This window comes from Thermostichus vulcanus str. 'Rupite', from assembly GCF_022848905.1.
Classification (GTDB): domain Bacteria; phylum Cyanobacteriota; class Cyanobacteriia; order Thermostichales; family Thermostichaceae; genus Thermostichus; species Thermostichus vulcanus_A.
Window position 1 is genome coordinate 26,931 of sequence record NZ_JAFIRA010000014.1, and the last position, 26,638, is coordinate 53,568.

21 protein-coding genes are annotated in these 26,638 nt (G+C 55.9%); 9 read left to right on the plus strand and 12 right to left on the minus strand.

The features are described from left to right. Window positions 1–84 precede the first annotated feature (84 nt). From JX360_RS07165 to JX360_RS07185, 5 genes are all read right to left on the minus strand, one after another. The gene (locus JX360_RS07165; RefSeq protein ID WP_244349971.1) at window positions 85–4,842 is read right to left on the minus strand and encodes an alpha-2-macroglobulin family protein; all 4,758 of its coding nucleotides are present in this window, start codon (window positions 4,840–4,842) and stop codon (window positions 85–87) included. Between the two features lie 113 nt (window positions 4,843–4,955). Next, window positions 4,956–6,185: a type II secretion system F family protein gene (locus tag JX360_RS07170; RefSeq protein WP_244349972.1), complete on the minus strand. Its 1,230-nt coding sequence runs from the start codon at window positions 6,183–6,185 to the stop codon at window positions 4,956–4,958. A 182-nt stretch (window positions 6,186–6,367) separates the two neighbouring features. Continuing rightward, window positions 6,368–7,507 carry a type IV pilus twitching motility protein PilT gene (locus tag JX360_RS07175; protein ID WP_244349973.1) on the minus strand — a complete coding sequence of 380 codons (1,140 nt, stop codon included), beginning with the start codon at window positions 7,505–7,507 and terminating at the stop codon, window positions 6,368–6,370. 137 nt (window positions 7,508–7,644) lie between these two features. After that, window positions 7,645–9,705: a GspE/PulE family protein gene (locus tag JX360_RS07180; RefSeq protein WP_244349974.1), complete on the minus strand. Its 2,061-nt coding sequence runs from the start codon at window positions 9,703–9,705 to the stop codon at window positions 7,645–7,647. Window positions 9,706–9,830: 125 nt separating this feature from the next. Then, the gene (locus tag JX360_RS07185) at window positions 9,831–11,468 is read right to left on the minus strand and encodes an acetolactate synthase large subunit (protein WP_244349975.1); all 1,638 of its coding nucleotides are present in this window, start codon (window positions 11,466–11,468) and stop codon (window positions 9,831–9,833) included. A gap of 184 nt (window positions 11,469–11,652) precedes the next feature. Here JX360_RS07185 and JX360_RS07190 point away from each other — a divergent pair, with 184 nt between their 5' ends. Continuing rightward, window positions 11,653–12,711, plus strand: a complete 1,059-nt coding sequence (locus JX360_RS07190) for a dipeptide epimerase (RefSeq protein WP_244349976.1) — start codon at window positions 11,653–11,655, stop codon at window positions 12,709–12,711. Between the two features lie 9 nt (window positions 12,712–12,720). Next, window positions 12,721–13,782, plus strand: coding sequence for an N-acetyltransferase DgcN family protein (locus JX360_RS07195; protein ID WP_244349977.1), 1,062 nt, complete (start codon window positions 12,721–12,723; stop codon window positions 13,780–13,782). Window positions 13,783–13,802: 20 nt separating this feature from the next. Here the strand turns inward: JX360_RS07195 and JX360_RS07200 are convergent, their stop codons facing one another. Next, window positions 13,803–14,243, minus strand: coding sequence for a DUF29 domain-containing protein (locus tag JX360_RS07200; protein ID WP_244349978.1), 441 nt, complete (start codon window positions 14,241–14,243; stop codon window positions 13,803–13,805). An 88-nt stretch (window positions 14,244–14,331) separates the two neighbouring features. Here JX360_RS07200 and JX360_RS07205 point away from each other — a divergent pair, with 88 nt between their 5' ends. The 4 genes from JX360_RS07205 (at window position 14,332) to JX360_RS07220 (ending at window position 18,086) form a co-directional block, all read left to right on the plus strand. After that, on the plus strand, window positions 14,332–14,481 hold the full coding sequence (locus JX360_RS07205; protein WP_244349979.1) for a hypothetical protein: 150 nt from the start codon (window positions 14,332–14,334) through the stop codon (window positions 14,479–14,481). Between the two features lie 259 nt (window positions 14,482–14,740). Next, window positions 14,741–15,235, plus strand: a complete 495-nt coding sequence (locus JX360_RS07210) for a DUF2062 domain-containing protein (protein ID WP_341830538.1) — start codon at window positions 14,741–14,743, stop codon at window positions 15,233–15,235. A 204-nt stretch (window positions 15,236–15,439) separates the two neighbouring features. After that, window positions 15,440–16,225, plus strand: coding sequence for a type I methionyl aminopeptidase (gene map / locus JX360_RS07215; protein WP_244350012.1), 786 nt, complete (start codon window positions 15,440–15,442; stop codon window positions 16,223–16,225). A gap of 7 nt (window positions 16,226–16,232) precedes the next feature. After that, window positions 16,233–18,086, plus strand: a complete 1,854-nt coding sequence (locus tag JX360_RS07220) for a chloride channel protein (protein WP_244349981.1) — start codon at window positions 16,233–16,235, stop codon at window positions 18,084–18,086. Here JX360_RS07220 and JX360_RS07225 read toward each other — a convergent pair. Genes JX360_RS07225 through JX360_RS07240 form a run of 4 tightly spaced genes read right to left on the minus strand, consistent with a single transcriptional unit; the run spans window position 18,069 to window position 21,268 of the window. Beyond that, the gene (locus JX360_RS07225) at window positions 18,069–18,812 is read right to left on the minus strand and encodes an endonuclease III domain-containing protein (RefSeq protein ID WP_244349982.1); all 744 of its coding nucleotides are present in this window, start codon (window positions 18,810–18,812) and stop codon (window positions 18,069–18,071) included. The two genes, JX360_RS07220 and JX360_RS07225, sit on opposite strands and share 18 nt — an antisense overlap. A 33-nt stretch (window positions 18,813–18,845) precedes the next feature. After that, a complete protein-coding gene (gene murG, locus JX360_RS07230; protein WP_244349983.1) occupies window positions 18,846–19,922 on the minus strand; it encodes an undecaprenyldiphospho-muramoylpentapeptide beta-N-acetylglucosaminyltransferase in 1,077 nt (358 codons plus the stop codon). A gap of 45 nt (window positions 19,923–19,967) precedes the next feature. Then, the gene (locus JX360_RS07235) at window positions 19,968–20,954 is read right to left on the minus strand and encodes a photosynthesis system II assembly factor Ycf48 (RefSeq protein WP_244349984.1); all 987 of its coding nucleotides are present in this window, start codon (window positions 20,952–20,954) and stop codon (window positions 19,968–19,970) included. A gap of 8 nt (window positions 20,955–20,962) precedes the next feature. After that, window positions 20,963–21,268 (minus strand): rubredoxin, encoded by a 306-nt coding sequence (locus JX360_RS07240; RefSeq protein ID WP_425244372.1) that lies wholly within the window; start codon window positions 21,266–21,268, stop codon window positions 20,963–20,965. A gap of 371 nt (window positions 21,269–21,639) precedes the next feature. Here JX360_RS07240 and JX360_RS07245 point away from each other — a divergent pair, with 371 nt between their 5' ends. Both JX360_RS07245 and accC read left to right on the plus strand, forming a co-directional pair. Then, on the plus strand, window positions 21,640–22,050 hold the full coding sequence (locus JX360_RS07245) for an FHA domain-containing protein (RefSeq protein ID WP_244349986.1): 411 nt from the start codon (window positions 21,640–21,642) through the stop codon (window positions 22,048–22,050). Between the two features lie 126 nt (window positions 22,051–22,176). Then, complete coding sequence (accC, locus tag JX360_RS07250; protein WP_244349987.1) at window positions 22,177–23,529, plus strand: acetyl-CoA carboxylase biotin carboxylase subunit; 1,353 nt, start codon at window positions 22,177–22,179, stop codon at window positions 23,527–23,529. Window positions 23,530–23,652: 123 nt separating this feature from the next. Here accC and JX360_RS07255 read toward each other — a convergent pair whose 3' ends face one another. Then, a complete protein-coding gene (locus JX360_RS07255; protein ID WP_244349988.1) occupies window positions 23,653–25,395 on the minus strand; it encodes a mechanosensitive ion channel family protein in 1,743 nt (580 codons plus the stop codon). Between the two features lie 147 nt (window positions 25,396–25,542). Then, complete coding sequence (locus JX360_RS07260; RefSeq protein ID WP_244349989.1) at window positions 25,543–25,977, minus strand: cupin domain-containing protein; 435 nt, start codon at window positions 25,975–25,977, stop codon at window positions 25,543–25,545. 169 nt (window positions 25,978–26,146) lie between these two features. Between JX360_RS07260 and JX360_RS07265 the strand changes: the two genes are divergently transcribed. Then, window positions 26,147–26,638, plus strand: coding sequence for an ABA4-like family protein (locus tag JX360_RS07265; protein ID WP_244349990.1), 492 nt, complete (start codon window positions 26,147–26,149; stop codon window positions 26,636–26,638).

Genomic DNA, 26,638 nt, shown 5'->3' on the forward strand with positions numbered 1-26,638 from the left:
AGCTCTCCAGAAGCCTTGCGAACTTTGACGAAGTGTTGCAGTTCCCGTTGGTGAAGTCTTGCGGGAAAACGGAAAACTCTATCTTCAGGGAACAACCCTAAGGAAGTGGCTGGCGCTGCGGCCATGGCGACTGGGATCGTACATTTCCTCGGCAAAGGCCGGTGAAATTTGGAATTGGCCAGGAATTTCGGGACGGAAAAGATAGACAAACTCATGGCTCCCTTTCTCTAGGAAGGTGCTGAAGAAGGCCACCCGATCCTCCCGATTCTCTTGGTGGGTCCAAAACCAGTTCCACCAGTATTCCGCTGTGGAGCCGGTGAGCAGCCGCGGATCCTGAGAGGTAATCTCTGCTCCACTAGGCAAGGGATCCTCGATCATCACGTAGTGGCTATCCTGTTCTGCTTCCACCGTCAGCCGACCCAGCAGCATTTCTCCTGCGTGGACAGAGTCGCCTGCTTGTAGGGGCCGTTCGCGGTAAAGAATTTGTCCATTCGATTGGCGTTGGGGTTGCAGGCGGAAGTAGCTGCGGGTTACCCGGAAGCCTTGGTTCTCCGCTGGGGGTGGGTTGGGGGTAAAGGCTTCTCCTGTCAGGCTGTAGTAAAGGGGGCCTGGGCCGGATTTTTCCAGGCGCAGGCTGCTGAGGGTATCCACATCCGTATCTGCCAGCTCAATCCGCTGGCGAGGATTATCCGCAGTGGCCGACCAGCGACCAACTGGGGATCCGGTTGTCCCATTCAAAACCAAAACTTCCCCTGGGCCGGGAGTTTCCTGGATCTGGGCCTGGTAATAGGCGGTGAGGCCAAGGAGGGCATCGGCAGTAGCTTTGGTGGTACGCCAACGGTTGTCTTGCCGCTGCTGAAGGATGGCTGTTGCCAGTTCTGCCGTGCGGGGATCCCGCAATTGGGTGGCCAACTGTAACAAAGGCCCCGCCACCTCCATCTCGTCATAGGTGGAGCGCTCATGGAAGGGTGCCTGGGCCAAGGGGGCAGGGGCTGGGATAAACCAGCGTCCTTGGGGGTCGGCTTGATGCCGTTGTAGGGCCTGATCCAAGGCCGCTTGCGCCAGGTCGGTTTGTCCTTGTTGGATGGCGGTCAAGCCTTGATAGGTCAGGCCAAAGGTGGAAAGCTCCTCCCCAGTGGGCAGGGTTGATGGAGAACTTGAGGGATCCCAAAGGGCGAGGCTGTAGGTGACAAAAGCTTGCATGTCGGGGGAGAGGGCTTGTGGCCGGCCCAGTTGCTCCCGCAGATAGGTGAGGGCGCGTTCCACCTGCCACTCTTTCGGGGCATAGCCGGCGGCTTTGGCCAGAGCCAATCCCTGCAGGATGTACCCGGTCAAGTAAGGGTTGCTGCTGTCGTAGGCCCACCAACCCCAACCGCCATCAAAATTTTGGGATTCCTCGAGGCGCTGTAAACCCGCCCGCAGGACTTTGGGCAGCCGCTCCAGGGTTTGAGACAGCAGGCTCAGACCCAACTGCTCCGTAGCTTGAGCCACCGCCAGGGCCGGCAGGAAGCGGCTTAAGGTTTGTTCAGTGCAACCGTAGGGGAACTCCACCAAGTAATCCAGTGGCCCCAGCAAAGCCGCCACTGGGCTAGAGGCCAGTTCCAGGCGAGTCTGCCGGGATCCGGGCACCCAGGTTTGCGGCCAGGGTAAGGGTAGGGTACGAGCGGTGGATCCCTGCAGTTGTCCGGCCTCGGAGAACCGTTGTACCGCACCGAAAGGCTGGCTGGGGATCCGCAGTTGCAGAACATCTTGTAGAGTGCTCCCCTCCGCCCAAACTCGCACGGTGGTCTCCCCGGCCCCCAGCACCTGCACCGGCCACTCCACCCGTTCTGCCCCTTGAGCCGCCACAGTGATGCGTTGACGCGGATTGCTAGAAAGCTGCAGGTTCCCCGGCACCTCCAGGTGTACCTCCACCCGTTGCACCTGATCGGTGCGGTTTTGCACGATGGCTGCCAAAGTGAGGGTATCCCCCACCCGGAAAAAGCGGGGGGCAGCCAGCCGCACCAGCAGATCTTTACTCACCACAAGGTTGCTCAGGGCGGATCCCACTTGGGTATCGGCGGTGGCGGCACGAGCAGTCAGTCGCCAGGTGGTGAGGTTGTCTGGCCAGCGGACCTGCACTTGCGCCCAGCCATTGTCATCCGTGACCAGATCGGGGAACCAAGCAGCTGTGTCTTGAAAGTCCTGACGGATTTGGTTGGCCAGCTTATCCGCTCCACCTGGGTATTGCTGGGGGAAAGAAGTGGTCGTAGTGACTTGGTTGTAGCGGCGCCCGTAGAAGAAGCGGCGAATATCCGGGGTGCGATCTGGGCGTAGCAGGTAGATGGCGCTGTCCACAATGCCCAACCCGACTTCAGCACTAACCGGTTGCCCTTGGGCATCGCGGGTGCGGATCTGGATTTGGGCGGTTTCCCCTGGTTGATAGGTGGGCTTGTCCGTTTGCAGATCGACTTGCAAGAAGCGATCCAAGGGGGAGACCCGCAGAATCGTCTCATTTTGGTACAGCCGCCGCTCTGGGCCAACCACGGTGGCGGTGGCATAAATGTTGGGGCGATAGTCACCAGTAATGGGGAGGGTGAGGGTGGCGGTATGCCCCTGGAGACGGAGCACCTGCACCTGATGCAGTCGGGATCCCTCGATGCCCACCAAGACCGGCACATCCGGCACCGGTGAGACAATCAACAACTGGGCCACTTCCCCCACCTGATACACCTGCCGATCCGGGATGACCGCAAGGCTCTGGGCTGCTCCCCAGCTGTGGAGAGGGCTACCCGGTTGCACCACCCAAAGATCAGAAATCTCCTGAGCCTGATGCCGTTGCGGATCCCGTGCTGTGAATCGCACCCGATAATCTCCGGGTTCTAGGTCGGCGGGTAAGTTTAGCGTGAGTGTTCCTGCTCCATTGTCAATCTGAAAGGGCTGGCGGCGGAGGATATCTTGGCGTTGGTAGGTGCTGCTGCGGGGATCCCAATCCCAGCGTTCCAGGCTTATTTCCCCCCTGGTGCTCACGGGGTTGCCATCGTAATCTCGGGCTTGCAACCGATAGGTGACCAACTCGCCGGGGGCAGGCAGATGGCGATCCGCTTCCGCAAACAAGGCAAATTGAGCAGCTGTCACCCAGGCACGACCGGAGCCGGTGACAACACGACGGCTAATATCCGTCACCTCCACCTCGATGCGCAGTTGCTGCACCTGCTGGCTGCCCCAATAGCTTTCCTCCTCCCAGTTCAGATCCTGTAAAAGCCGGTTGAGACGCAATTCGGCTCTACCATTGGCATCCGTGAAGCCCTTCCCTTCCGCCACTAGCCGACCATAGCCACCGTAATACCCCTCATCCGCTCCAATATCGCTGGCAAAAAAGTCTTCCGCCTCAGAGCGGAGCAACAGGCCGTAGCGTAGGCTCCAATCGGGGCTGCTAAACACACGGTAGTGCAGCTGAGCATCGGCCACAGGCCCGCCGAAGAGATATTGGGACTCAACCTGAACCGTCAGGGATCCCCCTCGCAGCAACCAAGGACGGGAGGGGGAAACCGTCACCTCAAATTCCGGCTTGCGGTAGGCTTCCACCTGAAAAGAGGTGTACTCACGGCTGGTACCCTGCGGGCCCAAAACCTGCCAATCCAGACCATAGCTGCCCAATGGGGCTTCTTCTGGCAAGGTAAACTCCCCGTGAACACTACCGAAGGGATTGGTGGTTAGGGTTTGCTCGCTCAGGGGATCCCCATTGGGGGCGGTAATGGAGAGGCGGACGGGACTACCAATGGGGGGAGGGGTGAGGGTGGTTTGATCCCGGACAAGGGCCCGAAAATAAACCGTTTGGCCAGGTCGGTACAGGGGGCGGTCAGTGTAAGTGTAGAGGCTCTCACCCTGGTTCCAGCCATAGGCATAGCTGGTGGACAAGGATTGCAGACTGGGGTCGGATCCCTGGGCATAGATCAGGATCGAAGGGTTATCTTCTGAGGGCAACGTGAACCTGGCTAGCCCATCCGCATCCGTTGTCCCCGTCAAGGGATCCCCTGCCGGCAGGAGAATCTGCAATTGGATCCCAGCCAGAGGCCGTAACTCCCGCAAATGAACCGCTTGCACCACCAGTTCGCTGGGGGTTTGCTTTTGGATCAGCCCCAGGTCACTGACCCAAAACCAATGGTCGGAACGGGGCAATGGACTGGAGGGATCGGGGCTTTCCTGTCCCTCCGCTTCTACCCAGTAGGCACCCGGGGGCAGGATCCCCAAATCCAGGGTTTGGGTAGTCCAACCTTCCGGTTCCTGTCGGATGGGTTGCGACCAGCTGCGGATGAGCTCTTGCCGCACCAGAGGCTGCAGCGCAGGGTTTAAGGAGCCATAGCCGGCGTTGGCCAACTCCCGCAGCAGGGGGGATCCCTGCACATCCCGCAGAGAGAAGCGATAGAGATGGAGCTGTACTGAACGTAAGCTGGTGGCCCGCAGCTGGAGTTGGGCTTTTTCTGCGGAGGTAAAAACCTGGCTGGTGCTGTAGAGGGTGAGGCTGGGGGACAAAAGCCGAGGTCGTAGGGTGGGAATCCGCGCTGTCGCCCCTTCCCGCACTTGAGCCAACCCTTCGCTGCGCAAAGTTTCCAGTCCAGTGCTTTGCACAGTCACCTGGTATTGACCCACGGGCAAACGATCCAGCCGATATTGGCCTTCTTCATTGAGGCCAACGCTGCGAGTAACTGGGCCGGAAGCAATCACTTGCACCCTTGCAGGAGTAGCCCCTATTGGCAGCTCTACACTCCCCACCAGGGATCCCGTCGGTTGTTCCGAGAGCAAAACTGCTAATCCCAGCCCCAGGAACACCACCAGGGCTATCAACCACCGCCGCAGCATCGGATCCCTCCCCTAAGTTGATCCCATACTGCCCTAGCAGAGGGCTTCTCCAAACAAGCTACGGATCTGGATCAGAATCGGGATCCTAACTGGGCAATCCGCGCGGGCTGAGCCTATTTCACCAGATCAAACACCCCGAACATGGGCAGATACATGGCAACGATAATACAACCCACCATACCCCCCAGAACCACAATCATCAGGGGCTCGATCAAGCTGGTGAGGGCGCGCACCGCCTCTTCCACCTCTAATTCGTAGAAATCCGCCGTCTTCATCAACATAGCATCCAGCTCACCGGTTTCTTCGCCGACGCTAATCATCTGCACCGCCATGAGCGGGAAAACTTTTGCCTTGTCCAGAGCTGGCGCGATCTGACCCCCTTCGGAGATCGCCTGCCGGGATGCATCAATGGCGTTGGCCACCACCTGATTACCCGAGGTATCGCGGACAATTTCCAGAGAGGTGAGCACTGGCACGCCTGAGCGAGTCAGGGCCCCGAAGGTGCGGCAAAAACGGGCAACAGCAGACTTCTGGATTAGATCCCCAAAAATTGGCAGTTTCAGGGCAATCGCATCAATGGTTTCTTTGCCAGCGGGAGTTCTATAAAAGCGTTGATAGGCAAAAAACAGAGCCACCAAGAAGCCCACTAAGCCCAAGCTGTATTGGGGGGTGCGCAGGAACTTACTGATGTTGATAAAAAACTGGGTAAAAGCGGGCAATTCCCCACCCAAGTCATTGTAAATACTTTCAAAGGTGGGCAGAATAAATAGCACCATACCCAAGAAGATCGCTGTCGCTAGGATGGTGACCACAACGGGATAAGTCATGGCCGACTTAATTTGTTTCTGGAGTCGATCCATGTCTTCTAGCAGTTTGGCCAGACGATTCAGTACCTCATCCAGCACACCACCCACTTCCCCCGCCTGTACCATGCTGCAGTAAAGGCCATCAAAGGCATCCGGGAAAGGGCGAATGGAATCGGACAGGTTTTTCCCCGCCTCCACATCAGAACGAATGGCTTTCAGATATTTCTTGAGTTTGGGGTTGCCAGTTTGCTCCTCCATAATCGTCAGGGAGCGCACCATCGATACACCAGAGTTGATCAGGGCAGCAAACTGTCGAGAGAAGACCGCTTTATCGCGGGTATCGATGGATCCCATCATCGACAGATCAAAAGAAGACTTGTCGAAGGAGATCAGGGGCTTCTCCTCCTGAATATCTTCAGGCTTGGCGAAAATACCCTCCTGACGCAGCCGTGAGCGGGCATCCGCTAAGCTATTGGCCACCACCGTTCGGCGTACAGGTTGACCGGCTTGTAACCCCCGAACCTTAAAGCGAGGCATGGCTTCACCTCTGGTAGATCATTCAAGTGATTCAGTGTAACGGAGTCGGATCCCTGAGTTTGATATACAAACCCAAACCTGTGACCCATTCTGCTCTCTTAAGCTAGAGCTTAGCCACAAATTGGTTCTCTCGCTAGAGATTGGTGATGAACCCTCACCCAGGGATCCTTTTTACTTAGGGTCTAGCGACGGGCAGCCACTGCAGCCGGTCGTTGTTGAGCCGCCGCCCCAGCCGCCGGCGCCCCAGCTGTATTCCCCAAAAGCCGTTGCAGTTCTTCGGGACGGGAAGTCTTGGACATGGCGGTATCGAAGTCGATCTTGCCCTCCAGGTAAAGATCCGCGAGATCCCGTTCTAGGGTCTTCATGCCCTGCTTACCACCCGTTTGAATGGCGGAATAGATCTGGGCTGTTTTCCCTTCCCGAATCAGGTTGGCGATGGCGGGAGTCACAACCATGATCTCCTGTACCAGCACCCGGCCCGGTTCACCCGGTTTGGGATTGAGGCGGCGAGCTAGGGTTTGGGTGAAGACGGCTCGCAGGGAGTTGGACAACTGCACCCGAATCTGTTGCTGTTGCTCGGGCGGAAACACATCCACCAAGCGGTCAACCGTCTGAGCAGCAGAGCTGGTGTGGACGGTGGCAAAGCAGAGGTGACCGGTTTCGGCAGCGGTGATGGCCAACTGAATGGTTTCTAGATCTCGCATTTCCCCGATCAAAATAACGTCAGGATCCTCCCGCATCGCCGCTTTTAGAGCGTTGGCGAAACTCTTGGTGTCTTCCCCCAGTTGCCGTTGGTGAACAATGCTGCGAATGGGGGTATAGATGTACTCGATTGGATCTTCGATGGTGAGGATGTGCTCGGCCCGCTCGCGGTTGATCATGTCTATCATTGAGGCCAGCGTTGTCGATTTGCCGGATCCCGTTGGGCCTGTCACCAGCACCAAGCCCCGGGGTAAGCGGGCCATCTCTTTACAAATATCCGGTAACCCCAGTTTGTCGATGTGGGGGATCTCAGCCGCGAGGGCACGCATGGCACAGGCATAGGTGCCGCGATCCCGGTAAACGTTGACCCGAAAACGGCCAATACCCCGCACCCCGTAGGAACAGTCCAACTCCCAGTTTTGTTCCAGATGCTTACGCTGGGTGTTATTGAGCATGCTGAAGATCAACCGCTGCACTTCCTCTGCTGAAAGGGGGTCATGTTCTGTCGGTTCCAGGCGACCATTGACACGGAAGTAGGGGGGCAGACCCACCGAAATGTGAATATCGGAGCCGCCCTTTTGGACGACTGCCTCCATCAAGTCTTCGATCATCAGTTGCATAGGGTCGGGGTCTCCAAAAGTGAAAAAATAAGGTGGATCCGGCAATCAAAGGGAAGCAATGGCGGTGTGACAAAGTGGCAACCGTATAGGACTGTTATAGTCGACACCTCAGCATCGTCAAGCATTCAGCCAATTTCCTAAAACTTCGGCGTTAGACAATAGGGGCAATCCATCCAGTCGATGTGCAGCGCGGCCCCACAGTTGCGACAGGTGTTGAGGGCCTTGGCGCGGGCTTTTAATTCACTTTCTAGGCCCTTGTCGGTGAGGGTGACCCGGTCGACTTCCTCCAAAGTGGTGTGGCCCTGTTTCACCAGCATTAAGCTGTAGGCCAGCAGGGTCTTCATGCCGCTTTCCACTGCTGCTTCTTTGATCACCTCAGTGGGAGCCTCCTTGTTAATCAACTCGGCAATGCGGTCGTTCATGCGCATCAATTCATAAACACCAATACGACCTTTGTAGCCGACTCCACCACATTTTTCGCAAATGGGTTTGCCGGAGGCTTTGTGTTGCTCCACTTCTTTGGGTGACAATTTGTTGGCTTTGTAAAAGGTGAGTTGTTCGCCATCGCCGGATAGGGTGAGGCCGTAGCGAGCCAATTCTTCTGGGCTGGGATGGTATGGGATCCGACAGTTGCTGCAAACCCGACGCATCAAGCGTTGCGCCAGTACTCCCAACAACGAGCTGGAGATCATAAAGGGTTCGATCCCCATCTCCGTTAGGCGGGCGATGGCTCCAGGGGCATCATTGGTGTGCAGAGTTGTCAACACCAGGTGGCCGGTCAGAGAGGCTTCGATGGCCGTTTTGGCGGTTTCATGGTCGCGGGTTTCTCCCACCAGAATCACATCCGGATCCTGCCGCAGAAAAGCTCGCAGAATCATGGCAAAGTCCATACCCTTTTCCCGGATCACCTGCACCTGGGTGATCCCTGGTAGGGAGTATTCGATCGGATCCTCGGCGGTACTGATGTTGATGCCCGGATCGTTGACTTCGGAGAGGGCCGAATAGAGAGAGGTGGTTTTCCCAGATCCGGTTGGCCCGGTAACCAGGATCAAGCCAAAGGGTCGCTTGACGATCTCTTTGAAGCTCTCAAGGGTTTCTGGATCCGTGATCAATTTATCCAAACCCAGTTGTGTGGCGGAGTTGTCCAGGATCCGCATCACGATCTTCTCGCCGTAGCGGGAGGGCAGGGTGCTGACCCGGAAATCGACTTTGCGCCCCTTGAACACACGGCGAATCCGTCCATCTTGGGGCATACGCCGCTCGGCAATGTTCAGGTTGGAGATGATTTTGAAGCGGGCGGTGAGGGCGGGGACGATCTTTTTGGGGAACTGTTCAAAGGCTTGGCGCAACACCCCATCTTTGCGGAATCGTACCCGTAGGTACTCCTCCTGGGGTTCGATGTGGATATCAGAAACTCCCTCCTGCAGGGCTTTGATAAGAATTTGGTTGGCCAGCTTGACAATGGGGGCATCGTCGGCAGATTTGACCTGCTGCTCCAGGGATCCCTCGCTGGCTTCATCAGTGGTAATATCCTCGATACTGTCTAGGTCAATCTCGGCAGTGTTGACGACCACCTCTTCTTCCGGCTGAGCGGCAGCAGTGTCGTTGATCCCCTTAATGGCCAGCAGATCCGCCTGCACATCCATGTAGCGGTTGATCAAAGTATCAAAATCCCGCTGGCTAAAAACTCGCCGCTGCAGTTTCAAGCCCTGAATGCGGAATCGGCGATGAATGTCGTCTAACGCCTGGAGATTATCCGGCTTCACCATTGCCACCAGCACCTGGTTGTCTTGCTGGCGGATGGGCAGAAATTTGTAGCGGTTACAGATATCTAGAGGCAGGATCGAGTCGATTAAGGCTGTAATCTCCGATATCTCTACCTGCTCCAAATCCAAGTCGAGGGACGGGATCCCATAAATAATTTTTAGCTCAAACAGTTGTTGACGTTTGTAAGCGCGCTCAAGATCGGGAGTAATTTCCTTGCCGACAATGTCTTTAACAATCAGGGCAAGCGCTTTGCCATTACCATCTCGCTCTCCCTTGAAAGCGTTTTGAATTTCTTGAATCTGAGTATCATTGGCTAAACCCAGCTCTTTTAATTTGCGGCCAAAGGGGGTGATGCTGGCATTGGCGATGGCCAGGGCTTTGCTGGCAGCAGTGCTGCGGCGGGGGGTAAAGGGAGGAGGAAGGTCATTCATGCTACTAGGCCACCAATGATGTTTCTATTTCACTGCACTTGGCTACAGGGGTCAATGGTAAGGATACGCAAGCTTCCCCTCCCTGGATGGGGGCAAGCCTGGGTTTACTATGCCCCCATTGAGCCTCAAATCTCGCAAACTAAGGCTTGGGAGCGTTGGCTGAAGTAGAGATTCTCGCTGTAGTCAACGGGGCAGTCGATAATGCTGGGGACGGGCTGAGCCAGAGCTTGCTTGAGGGTGGGAATTAGTTCGCCGGTTGATTCAACGCGGTAGCCCTTTAGTCCCATACTTTCCGCCAGCTTGACGAAGTCTGGATTGCCAAATTTGATGAAGGCGGAATCCCCATATTGGTTGTGCTGCTTCCACTCGATCAGGCCGTAGCCGCCATCGTTGAAGATGAGGGTCACGAAGGGGGTGCCGACCCGAAGGGCCGTTTCCAGTTCTTGGCAGTTCATCATGAAGCCGCCATCCCCTGTGACGGCCACAATGCGGCGCTCGGGATGCACCAACTTGGCGGCTAAGGCCCCCGGGATGGCAATGCCCATGGCGGCAAAGCCGTTGGAGATCAAGCAGGTATTGGGCTTATCGCAGTGGTATAGGCGGGCCATCCACATTTTGTGGGCTCCCACATCCGAAATAACGATATCCTCTGGTTCCAAGACCTGGCGTAGGTCGTAAATCAATTTTTGTGGTTTGACCGGGTAGCTCTGATCTTGGGCATAGTGGTGATATTCGCGGTAGATATTCGCCCGCAGGCTGATGCCGTAGGGATCCGGTTTACCAGAGCGATCGGAGCGGCGCAGCAGTTCTAACAGAGAGTCGGAGATATCCCCTACCACCTCCACCTGTGGGATATAGCTGCTGTCGATTTCCGCCGGTAGAGCGGCGATGTGGATGATGGGGATGCTGCCATCGGGGTTCCATTTCTTGGGGGAATACTCGATCAGGTCATAGCCGACGGCGATCACCAGATCGGTTTTGTCGAAGCCACAACTGATCAGATCCCGCTGTTGCAATCCCACTGCCCACAAAGACAAGGGATGAGTATAAGGGATCACTCCTTTGCCCATAAAGGTATTGGCGACGGGGATATTGAGGCGGGTGGCAAATTCTGTCAGGGCGTCACTGGCTTGGGCACGGATGGCGCCGTTGCCCGCTAGAATCAGAGGGTTTTGGGCGCGGGAGATTAAGGCGGCGGCTTCGTTGAGACTCTGGAAAGAGGCGTAGGTTTTTTTAAGGCGATCTCGGCCCAGGGGGATCCCGCTGGCTTCCATGGCGGCGATGTTCTCCGGCAGGTCGATGTGAACGGCTCCCGGTTTTTCCGTTTGCGCCAATTTGAAGGCTTTGCGCACAATTTCGGGGGTAATGCTGGGGCGGACAATCTGGGCATTCCACTTGGTGACCGGCTCAAACATGGCCACCAAATCCAGGTATTGATGGGATTCGATGTGCATGCGATCGGTGCCCACCTGTCCGGTAATGGCCACAAGCGGCGCTCCATCCAGGTTGGCATCAGCTACTCCGGTCATCAGGTTGGTTGCTCCCGGCCCCAGGGTGGATAGGCAGACCCCCGCTTTACCGGTGAGGCGACCGTAAACATCTGCCATAAAGGCGGCCCCCTGTTCGTGGCGGGTGGTGATGAATTGGATGGAAGAGTGGCGGAGGGCTTGTAAGACCTCTAGGTTCTCTTCTCCGGGTAGGCCGAAGATATACTCTACCCCCTCGTTTTCAAGACAGCGGATCAGCAGTTCGGCGGTATTCATAGCGGCAGGCGGAGAGGGGGGATGATGGGTCTGCCTCCCACCCTAGACGGCGGGGCGGGAGGGCAGGGCAACGGGTAACTTTATTTTCTGGGTTCGGGAGGTGCCAGGGAAAGAGGGGGATGGGGGGAGAAGCTAAGCTCAGAAGAAACTGGCACACAGGCTCCATTCGAAAGGATTCCTCCCTATGCAGGTTTATGTCGAAACTTTCACCATCCACAAGCGCTACGCCCTCACCATTAGTCGCGGTACCCACACCGATACCACTTTGGCTTGGGTCAGGATCGAGCAGGAGGGGGTGGAGGGTTGGGGAGAGGCTTGTCCGTTCTCGCTAAGTGAAGATCAGCACCAATCCCTAGAGGATATTTTGACGGGGCTGGAAGTGACCAAGGGGTTGCTGCGGCGATACTCGGCTTGGGAGCGACAACAGGTAGAAGAGCGGCTGCGGCAAGAAGGGATCCCTTCGGCGGCTCGGGCAGCGGTGGATATGGCTTTGCACGATTGGATGGGGAAAAAGCTGGGGATGCCGTTGTGGCAGTTGTGGGGGTTGGATCGGGCCCGCATTCAACCGACCACGATGACAATCGGGATTGCTTCACCTCAGGAAGCTCAGCAGCGGGCTTTGGTCTGGATGAAAGAAACCCAAACCCAGTCCTTCAAAATCAAGCTGGGTAGTGATCAGGGGCTGATGGCGGATCAAAACATGTTGATCGCGGTGCAGGAGGTGATCCCACTGGGATCCCTGATCACGGTGGATGCAAATGGGGCTTGGACAGTGGAGCAGAGCTTGAGCATGAGCAACTGGCTGGCGGGGCAGGGGGTGAGTTACCTGGAGCAGCCTCTTAATCGGGGACAGGAGGCGGGGTTGATCACCCTCTGGCACGAATCCAAGCTGCCGATCTTTGTGGATGAAAGTTGCTTGGATAGCCGTGATATTCCGGCTCTGACGGATCGGGTGCATGGGATCAACATCAAGCTGATGAAATGTGGGGGCCTGAGCGAAGCGCTGCGCATGATCCACACGGCCAAATCCAACGGGTTGCAAGTCATGTTGGGCTGCTACAGCAATACGGCTTTGGGCAATACGGCGGCTGCTCATCTGGCTCCTTTGGTGGATTATTTGGATTTGGATAGCCACCTAAATCTGGTCGATGATCCTTTTTCGGGGGCCATCCTGCACAATGGCTGTTTAGTGCCTACCGACCAACCGGGCTTGGGGGTGACTTTGTCAGGCGTTTTGGGGTAGCAGTCGTTCATGTCAGGAGTGGGATCCCTTTCCAGTCAGAGCCGTGTGGCTATCCTATTGCACGGGGGTCTACTGCGGGAGCAAGGGAAAACGGGGCTATCGCTGCTGCGCTACGGTCAGTTTCAGATAGTGGCGGTGATCGATCGGGAGCAGGCGGGGGGATCCTTGCCGGAACTGACGGGGATCCCGAAGTCGATTCCGATTGTGGCTTCGGTGGCAGAAGCCCTGGCCTATCAGCCGCAGGTTTTGGTGATTGGGATTGCACCTTCTGGAGGACAGCTGCCCCAGGAGTGGCGGGAGGAGGTGGGTCAGGCCTTGCGGGCGGGTTTATCTCTGGTCAATGGGTTGCATACCCCCATGGCGGGGGATCCCCAGTTTCAGGAGTGGCTCCAGCCGGGGGCCTGGATCTGGGATATTCGCCAGGAACCACAGGGGTTGTCGGTGGGGAAAGCCTTGGCGCGGACGCTTCCCTGCAAACGGGTGTTAACGGTAGGGACAGACATGAGTGTGGGCAAAATGTCCACCAGTCTAGAACTCCACCAGGCTAGCCTTCGGCGCGGCTTGCGCTCCCGTTTTTTGGCTACTGGACAAACCGGGATCATGCTCAGTGGCGATGGGATCCCGTTGGACGCGGTACGGGTGGACTATGCCAGTGGGGCGGTGGAGCAAGGGGTGCTGCGGTATGGCTCCGACTGTGACATTCTCCACATTGAAGGCCAGGGATCCCTGCTCAACCCCGCCTCGACGGCAACCTTACCCCTGCTGCGTGGATCCCAGCCGACCCATCTGATTTTGGTGCACCGGGCTGGACAAACCCACATCAAGGGCATGGACTATGTACCGATTCCACCCTTGCCCAAGGTGATTGAGTTGTACGAGCAGGTGGCGGGCGCTGGTGGCGCCTTTGCCTCTGTACGGGTTGCGGGCATTGCCCTGAATACCTTTGGCTGGGAGGAAACGGCTGCCCTGGAACAGATCCGGCAGGTGGAAGCAGAAACGGGACTGCCTTGTGTGGATGTGGTACGGTTTGGGGCGGATCCCTTGTTGGAGGAGATTTTGGCGGGAGATTAATTCTCTGCAGGGTTTGGGTATCAGGCGTCGTGATCGGGGAAGAAACCGTCATCCAGAAGCTGCTCCAAGCTGTAGGGCAGGGTGCTGGGCAAATCCCTGTAGTCAAGAGGGGTTTCTTGGACTACCTGATCGACCCCCCGCTCAAAGGCTCGGGACAGGGCTTCCATCAGATAGGGCTTGAGGCTGGGGTTTTCCGCGAGTAGGTCTTGCACCTCTCGTCGTTGGATGCGTAGGGTCGCTACCCAACTTTTGCCCCGCAACTGGGGTTGAAACTGCCACTTCAACAGCTGAGCGATCAAGATCGCCAATCGATTGCGCAACTCCTGTCGCTGTTGTCTCCCCAAAGACTCAATTTCCTCCACCAGGTGTTCGCGATCCAAGCGCTCCCATTGGCGGGATTCTAGAAGCTGAGCCTGCTCCAGTGTCCAGGCATAGAAATCGGTTTCGTAAAGGGTGTTCATTCTTAGATATTCCTAGATTGAGCCCATGGATGCAAATGCACAGTCAAGATGGGATCCTAAAGATCATCCTTCCTCACTGGATTCAATCATGGCTACTCCTCCCGAAAAGCCGGAACCCAAAACCGGATCTGGATCCCTGCAATCTCTGTTTAGCATCACCCTGTTCGTGTTTTTGGTGGCCTTGGTTTCCTATTTGGGTCTGAATTTCCTCTTGGCTTTGGTGGATAAGCTCACCTAATGAGATGGGATCCCGCACCCTCAAAGGCCTCTGTCCCGCTGACGCGTTCGTGCTCCGTATGGCGCGTAGCGCGAAAGGAGAGTCCTATTTCGAATGAGCCCTTGGGAGATAACTAGAGAAAGGGCTGTATCGCCAGCAGCGGGAAAGATACACTGGATTTACAGGACTTAACACCTTCTCTTCCCTTGCCACCATGAGTCCCCCTCTTTGGTTGAGGCTGCCTCCTCTACCCTCCTTTTTTCGCCCATTGGGATCTGCTGTGCCCAATTTCCAGTCTCAATCTATTCTCACCTTGACCCGCCGGGATCCCTCCTGGAAGCGCGGGTTACGCTATCTTTACCTGCGCCTATTGCGGCTGCAATCTAGCCCGAAGGAAATTGCCCGGGGCTTGGCGGTGGGGGTGTTTGCCGGCTGTTTCCCGATCTTTGGCTTTCAAACTTTGGCTGCTTTGGTGTTGGCTGTCCCCTTTCGCGGCAATAAGCTGGTGGCGGCGGCGGGAACCTGGGTGAGCAACCCCTTCACCTATGTGCCCATCTACGCCTTTAACTACCAGGTGGGGGAATGGCTACTGGGATCCCAGTCTTCGATTGCAACCACCGAGTTGGTGGCAGCCACTTGGCAAAGTTGGATGCAGTGGGGTATGGAGGTTTCCCGTACCCTGTTTGTGGGCTGTGCCTTCGTGGGTTTTTGGGGAGCTCTCGTCAGCTATTTTCTGGGACTGTGGCTGGTGCAGCGGATTCGGCACCGGCGGTAGGGATCCTGAACCTGTCGATGGACTCCTTTTTCTGCAACCTCCACAGACAAACTCAGGCTCCCCTGCAGAAGTTAGTTGTAGCCCTCCCAACCGTAAGCCTCATGGAAAGTCTTAACGATGGAAGATATGCGTACTCTCTGGACTGATCTCGGTCGCCGTTCGCAGCGTTTGGGGAAACAACTGGGATCCGCTCTGCAAATGGGTATGAACCAACTCACCCAAGCTCCTCAACCTCTGGTCTTGCTCTCTTCCCGCGAGCTGGAAAAAATGCGGCGGGCCTGCCAGCTGGCAGCGGAATTGCTCAATCACCTGGAGCCGATGGTGCAGCCTGGGGTCACCACCCAAGAGCTGAACGATGAAGCGGAACGCTGGACACAGGCTCACGGTGCCAAAAGCGCACCCTTGGGGTACCACGGTTTTCCCAAATCCATCTGCACCAGTGTCAATCATGTGGTCTGTCACGGGATCCCGAGCCCGAAGCAGATTCTCAGAGAAGGGGACATCATCAACATCGATGTCACCCCCATCTTGGGTGGCTACCACGGCGATACTTCCAAAACTTACTTTGTTGGGCAGCCTTCTGAACGGGCGCGGCGGCTGGTGGAGGTGACGGAAGAATGTCTGCGGCGCGGAATTGCGGCGGTGAAACCTGGTGGTCGAGTTGGGGATATCGGTGCTGCGATTCAGGAATATGCCGAGTCCCAGGGCTACTCAGTGGTGCGGGATTTTGTCGGGCATGGGGTGGGGCGGCAATTTCATACTGCCCCTCAAATCCCCCATTATGGTCAGGCGGGGCAGGGAGAAAAACTGCGCCCCGGTATGGTGTTTACCATTGAGCCGATGATCAATGAGGGGACTTGGGAGGTGAAGGTGCTGGCCGACAAGTGGACGGCTGTGACTTTGGATGGCAAGCTCTCGGCCCAATTTGAGCACACGGTAGCCGTAACCGAAACGGGTGTGGAGATCTTGACTCTATCGCCCACCGCCTGAGGAACCCATGAACAGCGTTTCGGATCCTCGCCTGCGCCTTTCTTCAGAGAACCTGTTGCTGCTGTTGGCGGCAGGGGTGGGTTTGGGTACGGGGTTGTTGGTGATTGGGTTTCGGTATCTCATCGGCTGGTTTCGCCACTTGCTCCAGGATACTCTCGTCGATAGCCTGTTGCCGCTGGGATCCTGGGTGTTGGCCTTGGCACCAATGTTGGGGGGGGTTTTGATCAGTGCCCTCTGGGTGGCGGTGCCCCTGCCCAGCTTTAGCCTCTCCAGTCTGGTCAGCCCGGCTCGCCCTTTGGCCCCTCGACCGTGGTGGATCCCGCTGAAGCTGCTGGCTGCTGCGATTTCTTTGGGGGCAGGGGCTTCTCTGGGCCCGGAGGCTCCTAGTGTGGAAAGTGGTGGCCTGCTGGGATCCCTGTTGGGGCAGAACCTGAACCTATCACGGGAGCGGGTGCAACTGCTGGTGGCAGCGGGGGCAGCGGCGGGGTTGGCGGCGGGGTTTAATGCTCCGATTGCTGGGGTTTTTTTGGCCCTGGAGTTGGCCTTATCCCGCAGTTTTACCACCTCGGCGGTGAGTGTGGTGGTGTTGGCGGCGGTGGTGTCTGCTCTGATTGCCCAGGTGGGGTTGGGGGCACAGCCGGCTTTTCTCCTGCCCGCCATTACCCAGCCGGCTTTTGTGCTGCCTGCCTACGAGGTGCAGGGGCTGCTGGAGGTGCCTTTTTATCTGGGCTTGGGCCTTTTGGCCAGCTTGGTTTCGATTGCTTTGAGCTACAGCCTGGAATGGGGGAAACGCCTGTTTGTTTGGGGTCCACTGGCTGGCTGGCCTGCCTGGAGCAAGCCAATCCTGGGGGGGTGGTGCCTAGGTCTTTTGGGGTTGGGGATCCCCTTGGGGTTAGGGGTGGGCTACGAGACGATTGAGTCCATTTTACAGGCTGTGCCCTTCTCCTTGAGCCAATTAGGGCTGTTGCTACTGGGTAAGTTGCTGTTAAGTGCTTTGAGTGTCGGTAGCGGCTTTGTGGGGGGAACCTTTGCTCCGGCTTTGTTTTTGGGAGCGGTGTTGGGGGCGGGGTATGGTCAGGTGCTGAGCCAGGTGCTGCCGTTAATTTCCCTTTCTCCTCCAGCCGCCTACGCGATGGTGGGCATGGCGGCGGTATTGGCGGCCAGTGTGCGGGCCCCTTTGACGGCTATTTTGCTGCTGTTTGAAATGACACGGGACTATCACATTGTTCTACCCTTAATGGCGGCGGTGGGCTTGAGCATTTGGTTAACGGAGCAGTTGCATCCTCCTGCCGTTTACCCCTCGGTTCGACTGGAGAGCCTGCGGGCCAAGGGTGAAGCAGGGCAGAAGGCTGGGTTAACGGTGGAGGAGGTGATGGTGGCCCCCTCTTTGCTGTTGCGGCAAGATACGCCGGTGCGCGAGGCTCTGGATAGTTTGGTGCAGGGGAAGTGCCACAGCGCTTTGGTGGTGGATGCTCAGGAGCGGCTGCGGGGTATTCTCACCCTCCAGGATCTAGAACGGGCTTTGGCCCGCAAGGAAAGCTCGGAACTGGCGGAATTGACGGTGCAGGAGGTGAGTCAGGCTCCTGTTCTGACCACTTTCCCGGATGAAGCGGTGGTGGTGGCGGCTGAGCCGATGTACCAATACGATTTGCGCCAGTTGCCGGTGGTGTCCCGCGAGGATCCGGAGCACATTGTCGGTCTGTTGGATCGGGAGCGGGTGTTGCTTTCGCAGGAGTTGCAATCGGTGCGGCAGGCCCTAGAGCCGGAGATTCCTGCCGAGGAAGACGGGATCCCTGGCCCGAGTTCCGATTCTCAACCTGTCCCACAACCTGTCCCAGAAGAATCAACGCTGTCGCAGTAGAGCGGAAGGACACTCTCGTCGCAGCGGGCAACGGCCACATTCGGGCATGCGGGCTTTGCAGATGCGTTTACCGAGGCGGATGAGGTTGATGTGCAGGGAATAGGCTTTGCCGACAGGAATGTGACTGGACAGTTGCACAAAGGTATCGTCGGGTGCTTTGGCCCGAACTAAGCCCAGACGATTGGCTACCCGATGCACATGGGTATCCACCGGGCAGAGGTCACGGCCCAACCCAAACAGCAAGACACAGGTGGCGGTTTTTAGCCCTACCCCTTTTAGGGAGAGCAAGTAGTCGAGGGCCTGTTCGGTGTCCAGTTCTGCCAAAAAGTTTAGTTGCAGGGATCCCTGTCGGTCTTGGATTTCTGCCAACAGTTCTTGAATACGGGCGGCTTTGAGGTTGGCCAATCCCCCGGGACGAAGGATTAGGGCTAGCGCTTCCGGATCGGCAGTCAAGACCTGTTCCCAATGGGGATAGGCGGCTTTGAGGGCGCGAAAGGCACGACTGCGGTTGTGAAAGGGCTCTGCACCACTAACACGAACGGTGGTGTTTTGGGAAAGAATCGCGCCCACCAGTTCATCCAGTAGGTCAGGGTGGAAAGACACGTCACCAGGGCTAACGGGCCTGGGGATCCCAAAGCACTGCTCTAGCCGAGTCAAAACCTGCTCTACAGTTAGGGGCTCTAGAGCTTCGGAGTGGTTGCGTAAGCGGTGCGGCGTACTGTCCAATCCCTGCGGTATCACAGCTGACCCCTTGTGGGACTAACGGGCCGAATCTTGGAAGATCCCTTGCAACAGGTGGGCCATCGCTTTGCCCGCTGCTGGATAGGCAGTGGTTTTCAGGTGAGTGGCCATTTGAGTGACCGTTTGGGGATGAGCCAACCAAGTCAACACCTTTTGCCGGAGTAGGTCTAGATTCTCTTCGGATTCTCGCATGACCACTCCCCCACCGTACTGCACGAAAGCGAGAGCATTGTGGTACTGATGATCCTCAGCCGCGAAGGGATAAGGTATCAAAATGGCCGGTGTGCCTGTAGCTAGCAACTCCGCCACACTCATCGCTCCAGCACGGCTAATGGCAAAATGGGCTCGCTGCAATAGATTGGCCACATCCGCTCGAAAGGGAAACCGCCAGTAACGGGGATGCTGCGGGATCCCAGACGGTGGAGCCTGAGCTTCTGCCTCGCCGGTCAAATGGACAATCCAGGCCCCCGCCTGCAACCAAGCCTCTGCACAGGCGGCGACCATGCGGTTCAATCCCCTTGCCCCTTGGCTACCCCCCATCACCAAAATGAGGGGTTCCCCGTCGGGGATGGGGATATCGGCAGGAACGGGTTGGGGGCTGTAGAACTCAGACCGAACGGGTGTCCCCACCACTTGGGTGGTCACTCCCGGTAGATAGTTTGCGGTTTCCGCCATCCCCAAGGCCACCAGCCGGCACCATCTGCCCAACCGCCGGGTGACTTTGCCGGGGATAACATTGGACTCATGAAGCACCACCGGCACCCCAAGGGAGCGTGCCGCCAAAATGGCCGGCGCGGCAATATACCCACCTGTACTGAGCACCCCATCAAACTGTTCTGCTTGTAGCAGCTGACGCACTTGCCAGGTAGCTGCTATAAGCTGCAAAAGGGCTCGTCCCTTGTCCAAGAGGGATCCCTGTAGGCCAGACATGGCAATGGCATGGAGCCGATAGCGATCCTGCACCAGCTTCACCTCTATCCGATCCGGTACCCCCAACCACTCGATGTGCCAATCGGGTAGTTGCTCGGCAACGGCTAAGGCGGGAAACACATGCCCCCCGGTACCACTGGCAGCAATCAACAGCCTTGGGGGCATAGCGCCCTTCCTCACGGGTTTGGGTACAAGGATCCCTGTGGGTTGCTAGGAGTCAGAACCAACGTAGCGCAGTAGGGTTCCCCGTTGGCCGAGGATGAAACCTTGCTCGGGGGTCGGGAACTCAATGCTGTAGAAATTGGCCGGTATATTGCTGAGCTTGGTGGCCTGTTCCCAGGTTTTGCCACCATCTGGGCTGTGAATCAGGGTAGCCCCTCCCCCGACGACCCAAAGATCATGGTCGTTCTGGTAGGCAGCATTCAAGTAGCCGAAGCTCAGGGCACGACCGGGACGGATGGGTTGTATCCACTCACCGGAGGTGAAATCGTCGGTAAGGGTAATCTCCGCCCCTTGGTTCAGCTTCCAGGCGCTGCCATTGGGGCCGAAGCCCATATTCTGGATACGACGGGAACTTTCGCGGGGATAGGGCTTCCAGGTTTGGCTTTCGGGGGAGTAGAGGAAGTAAAAGCTACCCCGAGAGGAGACCGCCAGGTATTCCCCATTGGGGCTACGGGCGATGTTTTTCACCACACCGATGGGTTGATCCACGCGGGCATGCCAGTTTTGCCCACCATCTTCGGTACGGTAGATGGCTCCAACATTGGTGACCATCTCGGCTGACCCTGGACCCAAAGCCTCGATTAAGAGAGGCTCACCTGGCAACTGAGCGCTGAGGCGGATGAGAGTCCAGTCGGCTCCTTCGTTCAGGGTGTGCAAAAGAATCTTCGGTTGCCCGACCACCCAGCCTTCTGATCCTGCAAAGCTGATGGAAGATAGGTAGGCTTCCGGATCCAACCCTGTCAAGTCTCGATTTTGCCAGCTGAGGCCGCCATCTTGAGATTCCAGCAACGTCGCCTTGTCCCCCACCAACCAACCATGGGACCCGGTACTGCCGGTGAAGGCGATGTCCAAAAGGGTATTTTCTGTGGGCACTTGCACCTGTTGCCACGGCACCTCTCGCATGCTAGGCATTCGCGCCGCCATCAGTAGCACTGACAAGGAGAGGAGCAGCACCATTCTCAGAGGTTTGAACATTTTGACCATCACTCGACAAAGTAGAAACTCATCAGGAATAAAAATCCAAGCGCCAGACCCAAGAAAATGAGCAGGTTCTTTTGGATGGGGGGCATCGCATTCACCCCAAGCCCATAGCGCAAATTCTCCTGAAAACCTGAGGGCTTCCCTTTTACCCCCACCGCCTGGAACAGACGCTTGTCCGCCCGACACACCGGACATTTCCAATCCGCAGGCAACTCTTCAAAGGGTACTCCCACTGGGATCCGATTGAGCTGATCCCCTTTGGCAGGCTCATAGACATAGCCACAGGAACGACATTCGTAGCGCTGCATCTGCAGAGGATCGCTCAGCTGTGCATCAGTTTCGTCTTCAGCCAGCTCAATCAGGCGAAGCGGCTTTGACCCCAAACTGGGATCCGGTTGCGAGCCTTTCATGGGTAAGGGATCCATTTGTGTTGTGTCTTTGATCCCATTATGAGAGGGTTTGTTACAAAAATCTACCTGAAGGCGGCCAATCGCTCCGCCAGGGTGCCGGTGTGTGATTCAAAGCTGGAGATACGCTTGAGATGGGTTGGGATTCATCCAATTAACCCTTATCCTTCTCCGCCTTACCTAGAGTCCAGTAAGGGAGCTAAAGTTGCTACAGGATCCCATGTTATCGTTTTGGCAATCCTGCTTCCGTGGTGTGCAAGCGGGTGTACCTCATGACCAAGCCTCCTCCCCGACCCACCCTCAATCATGTGCTGATCGTCAAGGATCGCAACGGGCCTAAGGCCTACTGGTTAACGGCTGAGCTGTATTCGCTGGGCCGGGATCCGGGTAATAGCATTCGCATTGATTCGCAATATGCTTCCCGCCATCACGCTATTTTGGTAAAAACGGAATCTCCTTCCTCGCCGGATGGGTTCACCTACCAGATCATCGATGGAGACATTCACGGCACTCCCAGTACCAATGGCTTGTACGTCCGGGGGCAGCGGGTGGAGTTCCAGGATTTGGAAGATGGGGATGAAATTCAATTTGGCAATGATGCGACTGCCACCTATTCGTTGCAAACTAAGGAGCTGGATGCGATTCTCTCGACCTTCGAAAACACCCAGATTGTGGGTCTATAGATGCTCTGGCATCCTTGCCAGCAGGCCCTATAAGCCGTGGTAGGATCAATTTTCGCAAGTTCTGTGTTTAGCAGGGGCCGCTGGACTCTGGCGGCTAAGGTTTCCACTTTCGCTTGAACGCCCCTCATGCCGCCCATCACCAAGATCCTGATCGCCAACCGAGGTGAGATCGCCCTACGCATCATCCGCACCTGTCAGGAAATGGGGATCCCGACGGTCGCTGTTTATTCCACCGCCGATGAAAACTCTCTGCACGTGCAACTGGCAGACGAAGCTGTCTGTGTCGGAGATGCCCCGGTAGCCAAAAGTTACCTGAATATCCCCAACATTATTTCAGCAGCCCTTACCCGTGGGGCAACAGCCATTCATCCCGGCTATGGGTTTCTGGCGGAAAATGCCAAGTTTGCCGAAATGTGTGCGGATCACCATCTGATTTTTATCGGCCCCTCTCCCGAGTCCATGCGCAAGATGGCAGACAAAGCCACAGCCCGGGAAACCATGCAATCGGTGGGGGTACCTACAGTGCCCGGTAGTCGAGGATTAATTAGCTCTGATGATGAGGCGTTAAAGTTGGCGGAGAAAATTGGCTATCCCGTGATCATCAAGGCGACAGCAGGGGGAGGCGGGCGCGGCATGCGGGTGGCCAAAGATGCCCAGGAGTTGCTCAAGATGATGCGCACCGCTCAGGGGGAAGCCCAGGCAGCTTTTGGAGATGGCGGGATCTATCTGGAGAAGTTTATTGAGCGGCCCCGCCATGTGGAGTTTCAGGTACTGGCGGATACCCACGGGAATGTGGTGCATCTCTACGAGCGGGATTGCTCCATTCAACGGCGACATCAAAAGCTCTTGGAAGAGGCCCCCAGCCCAGCCCTGACGACAACTCTCCGCGCTCGTATGGGAGCTGCTGCGGTGAAAGCAGCTAAGGTGGTGAACTACGTGGGGGCGGGGACGGTGGAGTTTTTGCTGGATAAACACGGCCAGTTTTATTTTATCGAGATGAATACCCGCATTCAGGTGGAGCATCCCGTCACGGAAATGGTGACTGGGCTAGATCTGATTGCTGAGCAAATTCGTATTGCCCAGGGGCAGGCTCTTTCCTTTCGTCAGAAGGATGTGCAACTGCGGGGGCACGCCATCGAATGTCGTATCAATGCTGAGGATCCAAAGCAGCAGTTTCGCCCGCAATCGGGCACGATCAGCGCTTACCTGCCACCGGGGGGGCCAGGGGTACGGATGGACTCCCACATCTACACCGACTATCGGATCCCGCCCTATTACGATTCCCTGTTGGGTAAATTAATCGCCTGGGGGCCCAACCGAGCAGCGGCCATCCGGCGTATGCAACGGGCTTTGGGTGAATGTGCCATCACTGGGGTACCGACTACGATCCCTTTCCACCAGCAAATTCTGCGTCACGAGGCTTTTTTAAAGGGTGAGGTTTATACGGATTTCATTCCGCAACATATGCCCCTCGGATAACTTTCCTATTGGCACGTTGTATTTCTAGACAGGACTCGAAGTTAGAGAATTTTTTCATCGGATACGATTGAATCTCCTAGGATTTTATATCAATAGAGGCTTCCTGAATTTAATGTGAATATGCTAAATAGTAACCGGAGATTCCACATAGATAGTTGGATCCTGAAGGAAAAACTGGATGCCAAATTTCATGAGTTTTTTGGAAATCTTTTCGTTGGCCAACTCCAAGAGCCTCTTGCGTAACTGAATGGAGTTTTCGCTAGAGCCAAGAATAAAGAAGGTGATTCTGGCCCTAGTGATGCGTTCTTCTGCATTACGGAGTAAAGAGATGTTGGTACTGCCTGGGTCAATACCAAATAAAGAATTGGTTTCTTCCGAAATCACTTGCTTTACCAAAGCTGCATCTTGATCCTCAAGGGGCTTGAGAAAATCCAGGTACAGCAATACCATCACCTTTTTGGCCATGGTCAGGTTTTCAATCTCAGCATTGACCAAATTGGAGTTGGGAACGATCATCAGAGTGCTTTTGGCGGCAGTACGAATTTTGGTGGAGCGTAGACCGATGGACTCGATACGACCGATTTGTCCATTTGCCATGCGGATATAATCTCCAGGGACAAAGGGACGATCTAAGTATAAAACAATGGTACTAAGGATTTGTTCGATAATTTTTTGAGCGGCAAAAGCTACTGCCAATCCACCAATTCCCAGGCTGGTGAGCAACCCAATCAAGTTAAATTGTTGGGTTTGAGCAAAGACAAATATAGAGAATACAATGATTACTGCATTGATAATGGTCTCAATCACTAACACAAATTCATCAATTTCCAATCCCAGCTTACGAATGAGATCTATGCCGTAGAGCCGTACCACTTGTCGAAACCCTCTAGATAAAAGCCAGGCCAAGCTGACGACGAGAGCTAGGTCGAGCCAAGGGCGCAACAAAGCAAACAGTGTGGAGTAAGGCCTTAAAATATTGAGAGAGGCATGTAAAAGTAAGACTGTTCCTGCTATCTGTTGAGCTCCTCGTAAAGGAGTGAGAACTTTTTCCAAAATGACAAAGACTTTGGCAGAGCTGAAACGATGAAATAGAGCGATGAGGATGGATGGTGTGCTATAGCCAATCAGGAGTGACAATGTCACTAAGCCCAGAAAGATTGGTAAACGAGGAGTTGGATCTGGGTCTACGCTCCAATTTAAGGCAATGCTAACTTGGTAAAACCAATGACGTGTGCGGGGGAAGAGGCGGATGATGTAGGCTCCTGTCACCAGCCATAAACTCAACTGACTGAACAGAATGACTAGGGTTAACAGGGGTTGTGGAGAATTGGATCCTCTCCCCCAACGGCGACGTAACCAGCCCAAGACACTATGCAAAACCAAGGCAGCACCGACGGCAATCCCAGCTTGAATCCCAGCGGTTTGTAGGTACTCGACACTGCGTTGGGCTTGGGCTTCTGCTAGTGCTGTTTCTAGGAGAGCTGCCCATGCTTCCGCTTGTGCTTGGGGAGACTGATTCTCCTCGACATCTTGGTCGGTGACTGTCAGTAGATATCGTCCATCCAAGAGTAGGGTGGGTAAGTTATTCCGCTCCTCAATTTGAACTTGTACAGGTTCTGGAGTGGTGATGGCGTCTGCTAAGAAAAGGTTAATGAAGTTGGCGCGTTCCTGGGCATTGAATTGGCCGGAAGCCCGTACTTGAAACAACACCTGCCCGTCCAGCACAATCGATGCGGAGTCGCTTTCTCTGTTGATGATGTTCGATTGAGGCCAAGCCGGGATCCCTAGCAGGATCAACAACAGGATCCCAATGCAAAACCCATGAGCGATTTGAGAAGCGCTGCGACGACTTGTGAATCTGCACATGATTGATTTGATAAGGACTGGAAGGGGCAGATCCAGCATACCCAGCACGGGTCAAGGGATCCCTTTTGCCCTAATGAGTGCAATAGGTCTGGGTTACCCACTGATGGGCGAGCCTACCTTGCAGGATTTGAAGGAGCTGTTCCTCTTTTACCCATCGAGGTAAAACTCGCCATTCTTGTGGGCTCCGACTGTGCCGGTTTCCGTTTCTATCCACAGCAAATCATCATCAGGGTAAAATGCAACGTCTCCAGGGATGCGGCTACCGATTTCCAGATATTGGGCAGGCTGATCGGAATGGTTGATGAAGTGATGGGCATCTCGCTGCCCGGCAGGGTAACCGGCACACATGCCTGCTTTCAAGATTTGTTGACCCCGATCAGTGACGAGTGTTACCTCACCCGAGAGGATATAGACAAATTCGTCTTCAAGGGTGTGCCAATGGCGTAACGCAGATTGACCGCCTGGCCCTAGGGTAACCAGGTTGACCCCGAATTGAGTCAGGCCACAGGCTTCTCCCAGGCGTTTTTTGAGGCGATCTCCCATACGGGAGCGAAAGGGTTCGGGATATCCTGATCCGCCCACATCTGGAACCTTTGCGGGATCTTGTGCGGGAGGTTGAGGAGTCTGCATGACAAACTCTGGGAGAGGAGGTTTATTATTTATTTTTTTATTTTTATTATCCGGTGCAGCTTAGGGATCCGAACAGGTGCGGGGGCCGATAATGAACAGGTAGCGTTGTGGGTTGCCGAACATGCTGGAGATGATCTTTAACGGGGCCAACTGGTTTGCGTTGCCGTTTTGGGTTTTGATGATCCTGCTGCCGGGTTGGAAGGTAACCCGTCAGGTGATGGAGTCGTTGTTGCCGATTGCAGTGTTGGCGGCGGTGTACTTGTACCTGCTGGTGACGGGGTTTGATGGGGCGAGTTTGCAGAGCTTTTCGGATCCGCAGCTTTCTCTGTCGGATTTAACTCAACTGTTTGCCCGACCGCAGGTGATGGCTGCTGGTTGGGTTCACTACATTGTGATGGATTTGTTTGTCGGTCGTTGGATCTATCTGGAAGGACGGGACAAGCAGGTTTGGACAAGCCATTCGCTGCTGTTGTGCTTGTTTGCGGGGCCGGTTGGGCTGCTTGTCCACTTGTTCACAGTGGCTATTGTGCAAGCGATTCGACACAATCGATCCCATGCTGCTGAGTCTCAGTTGTCTGAGCCAAGTGTAGAAGCACCGAAGGAATCGACTTAG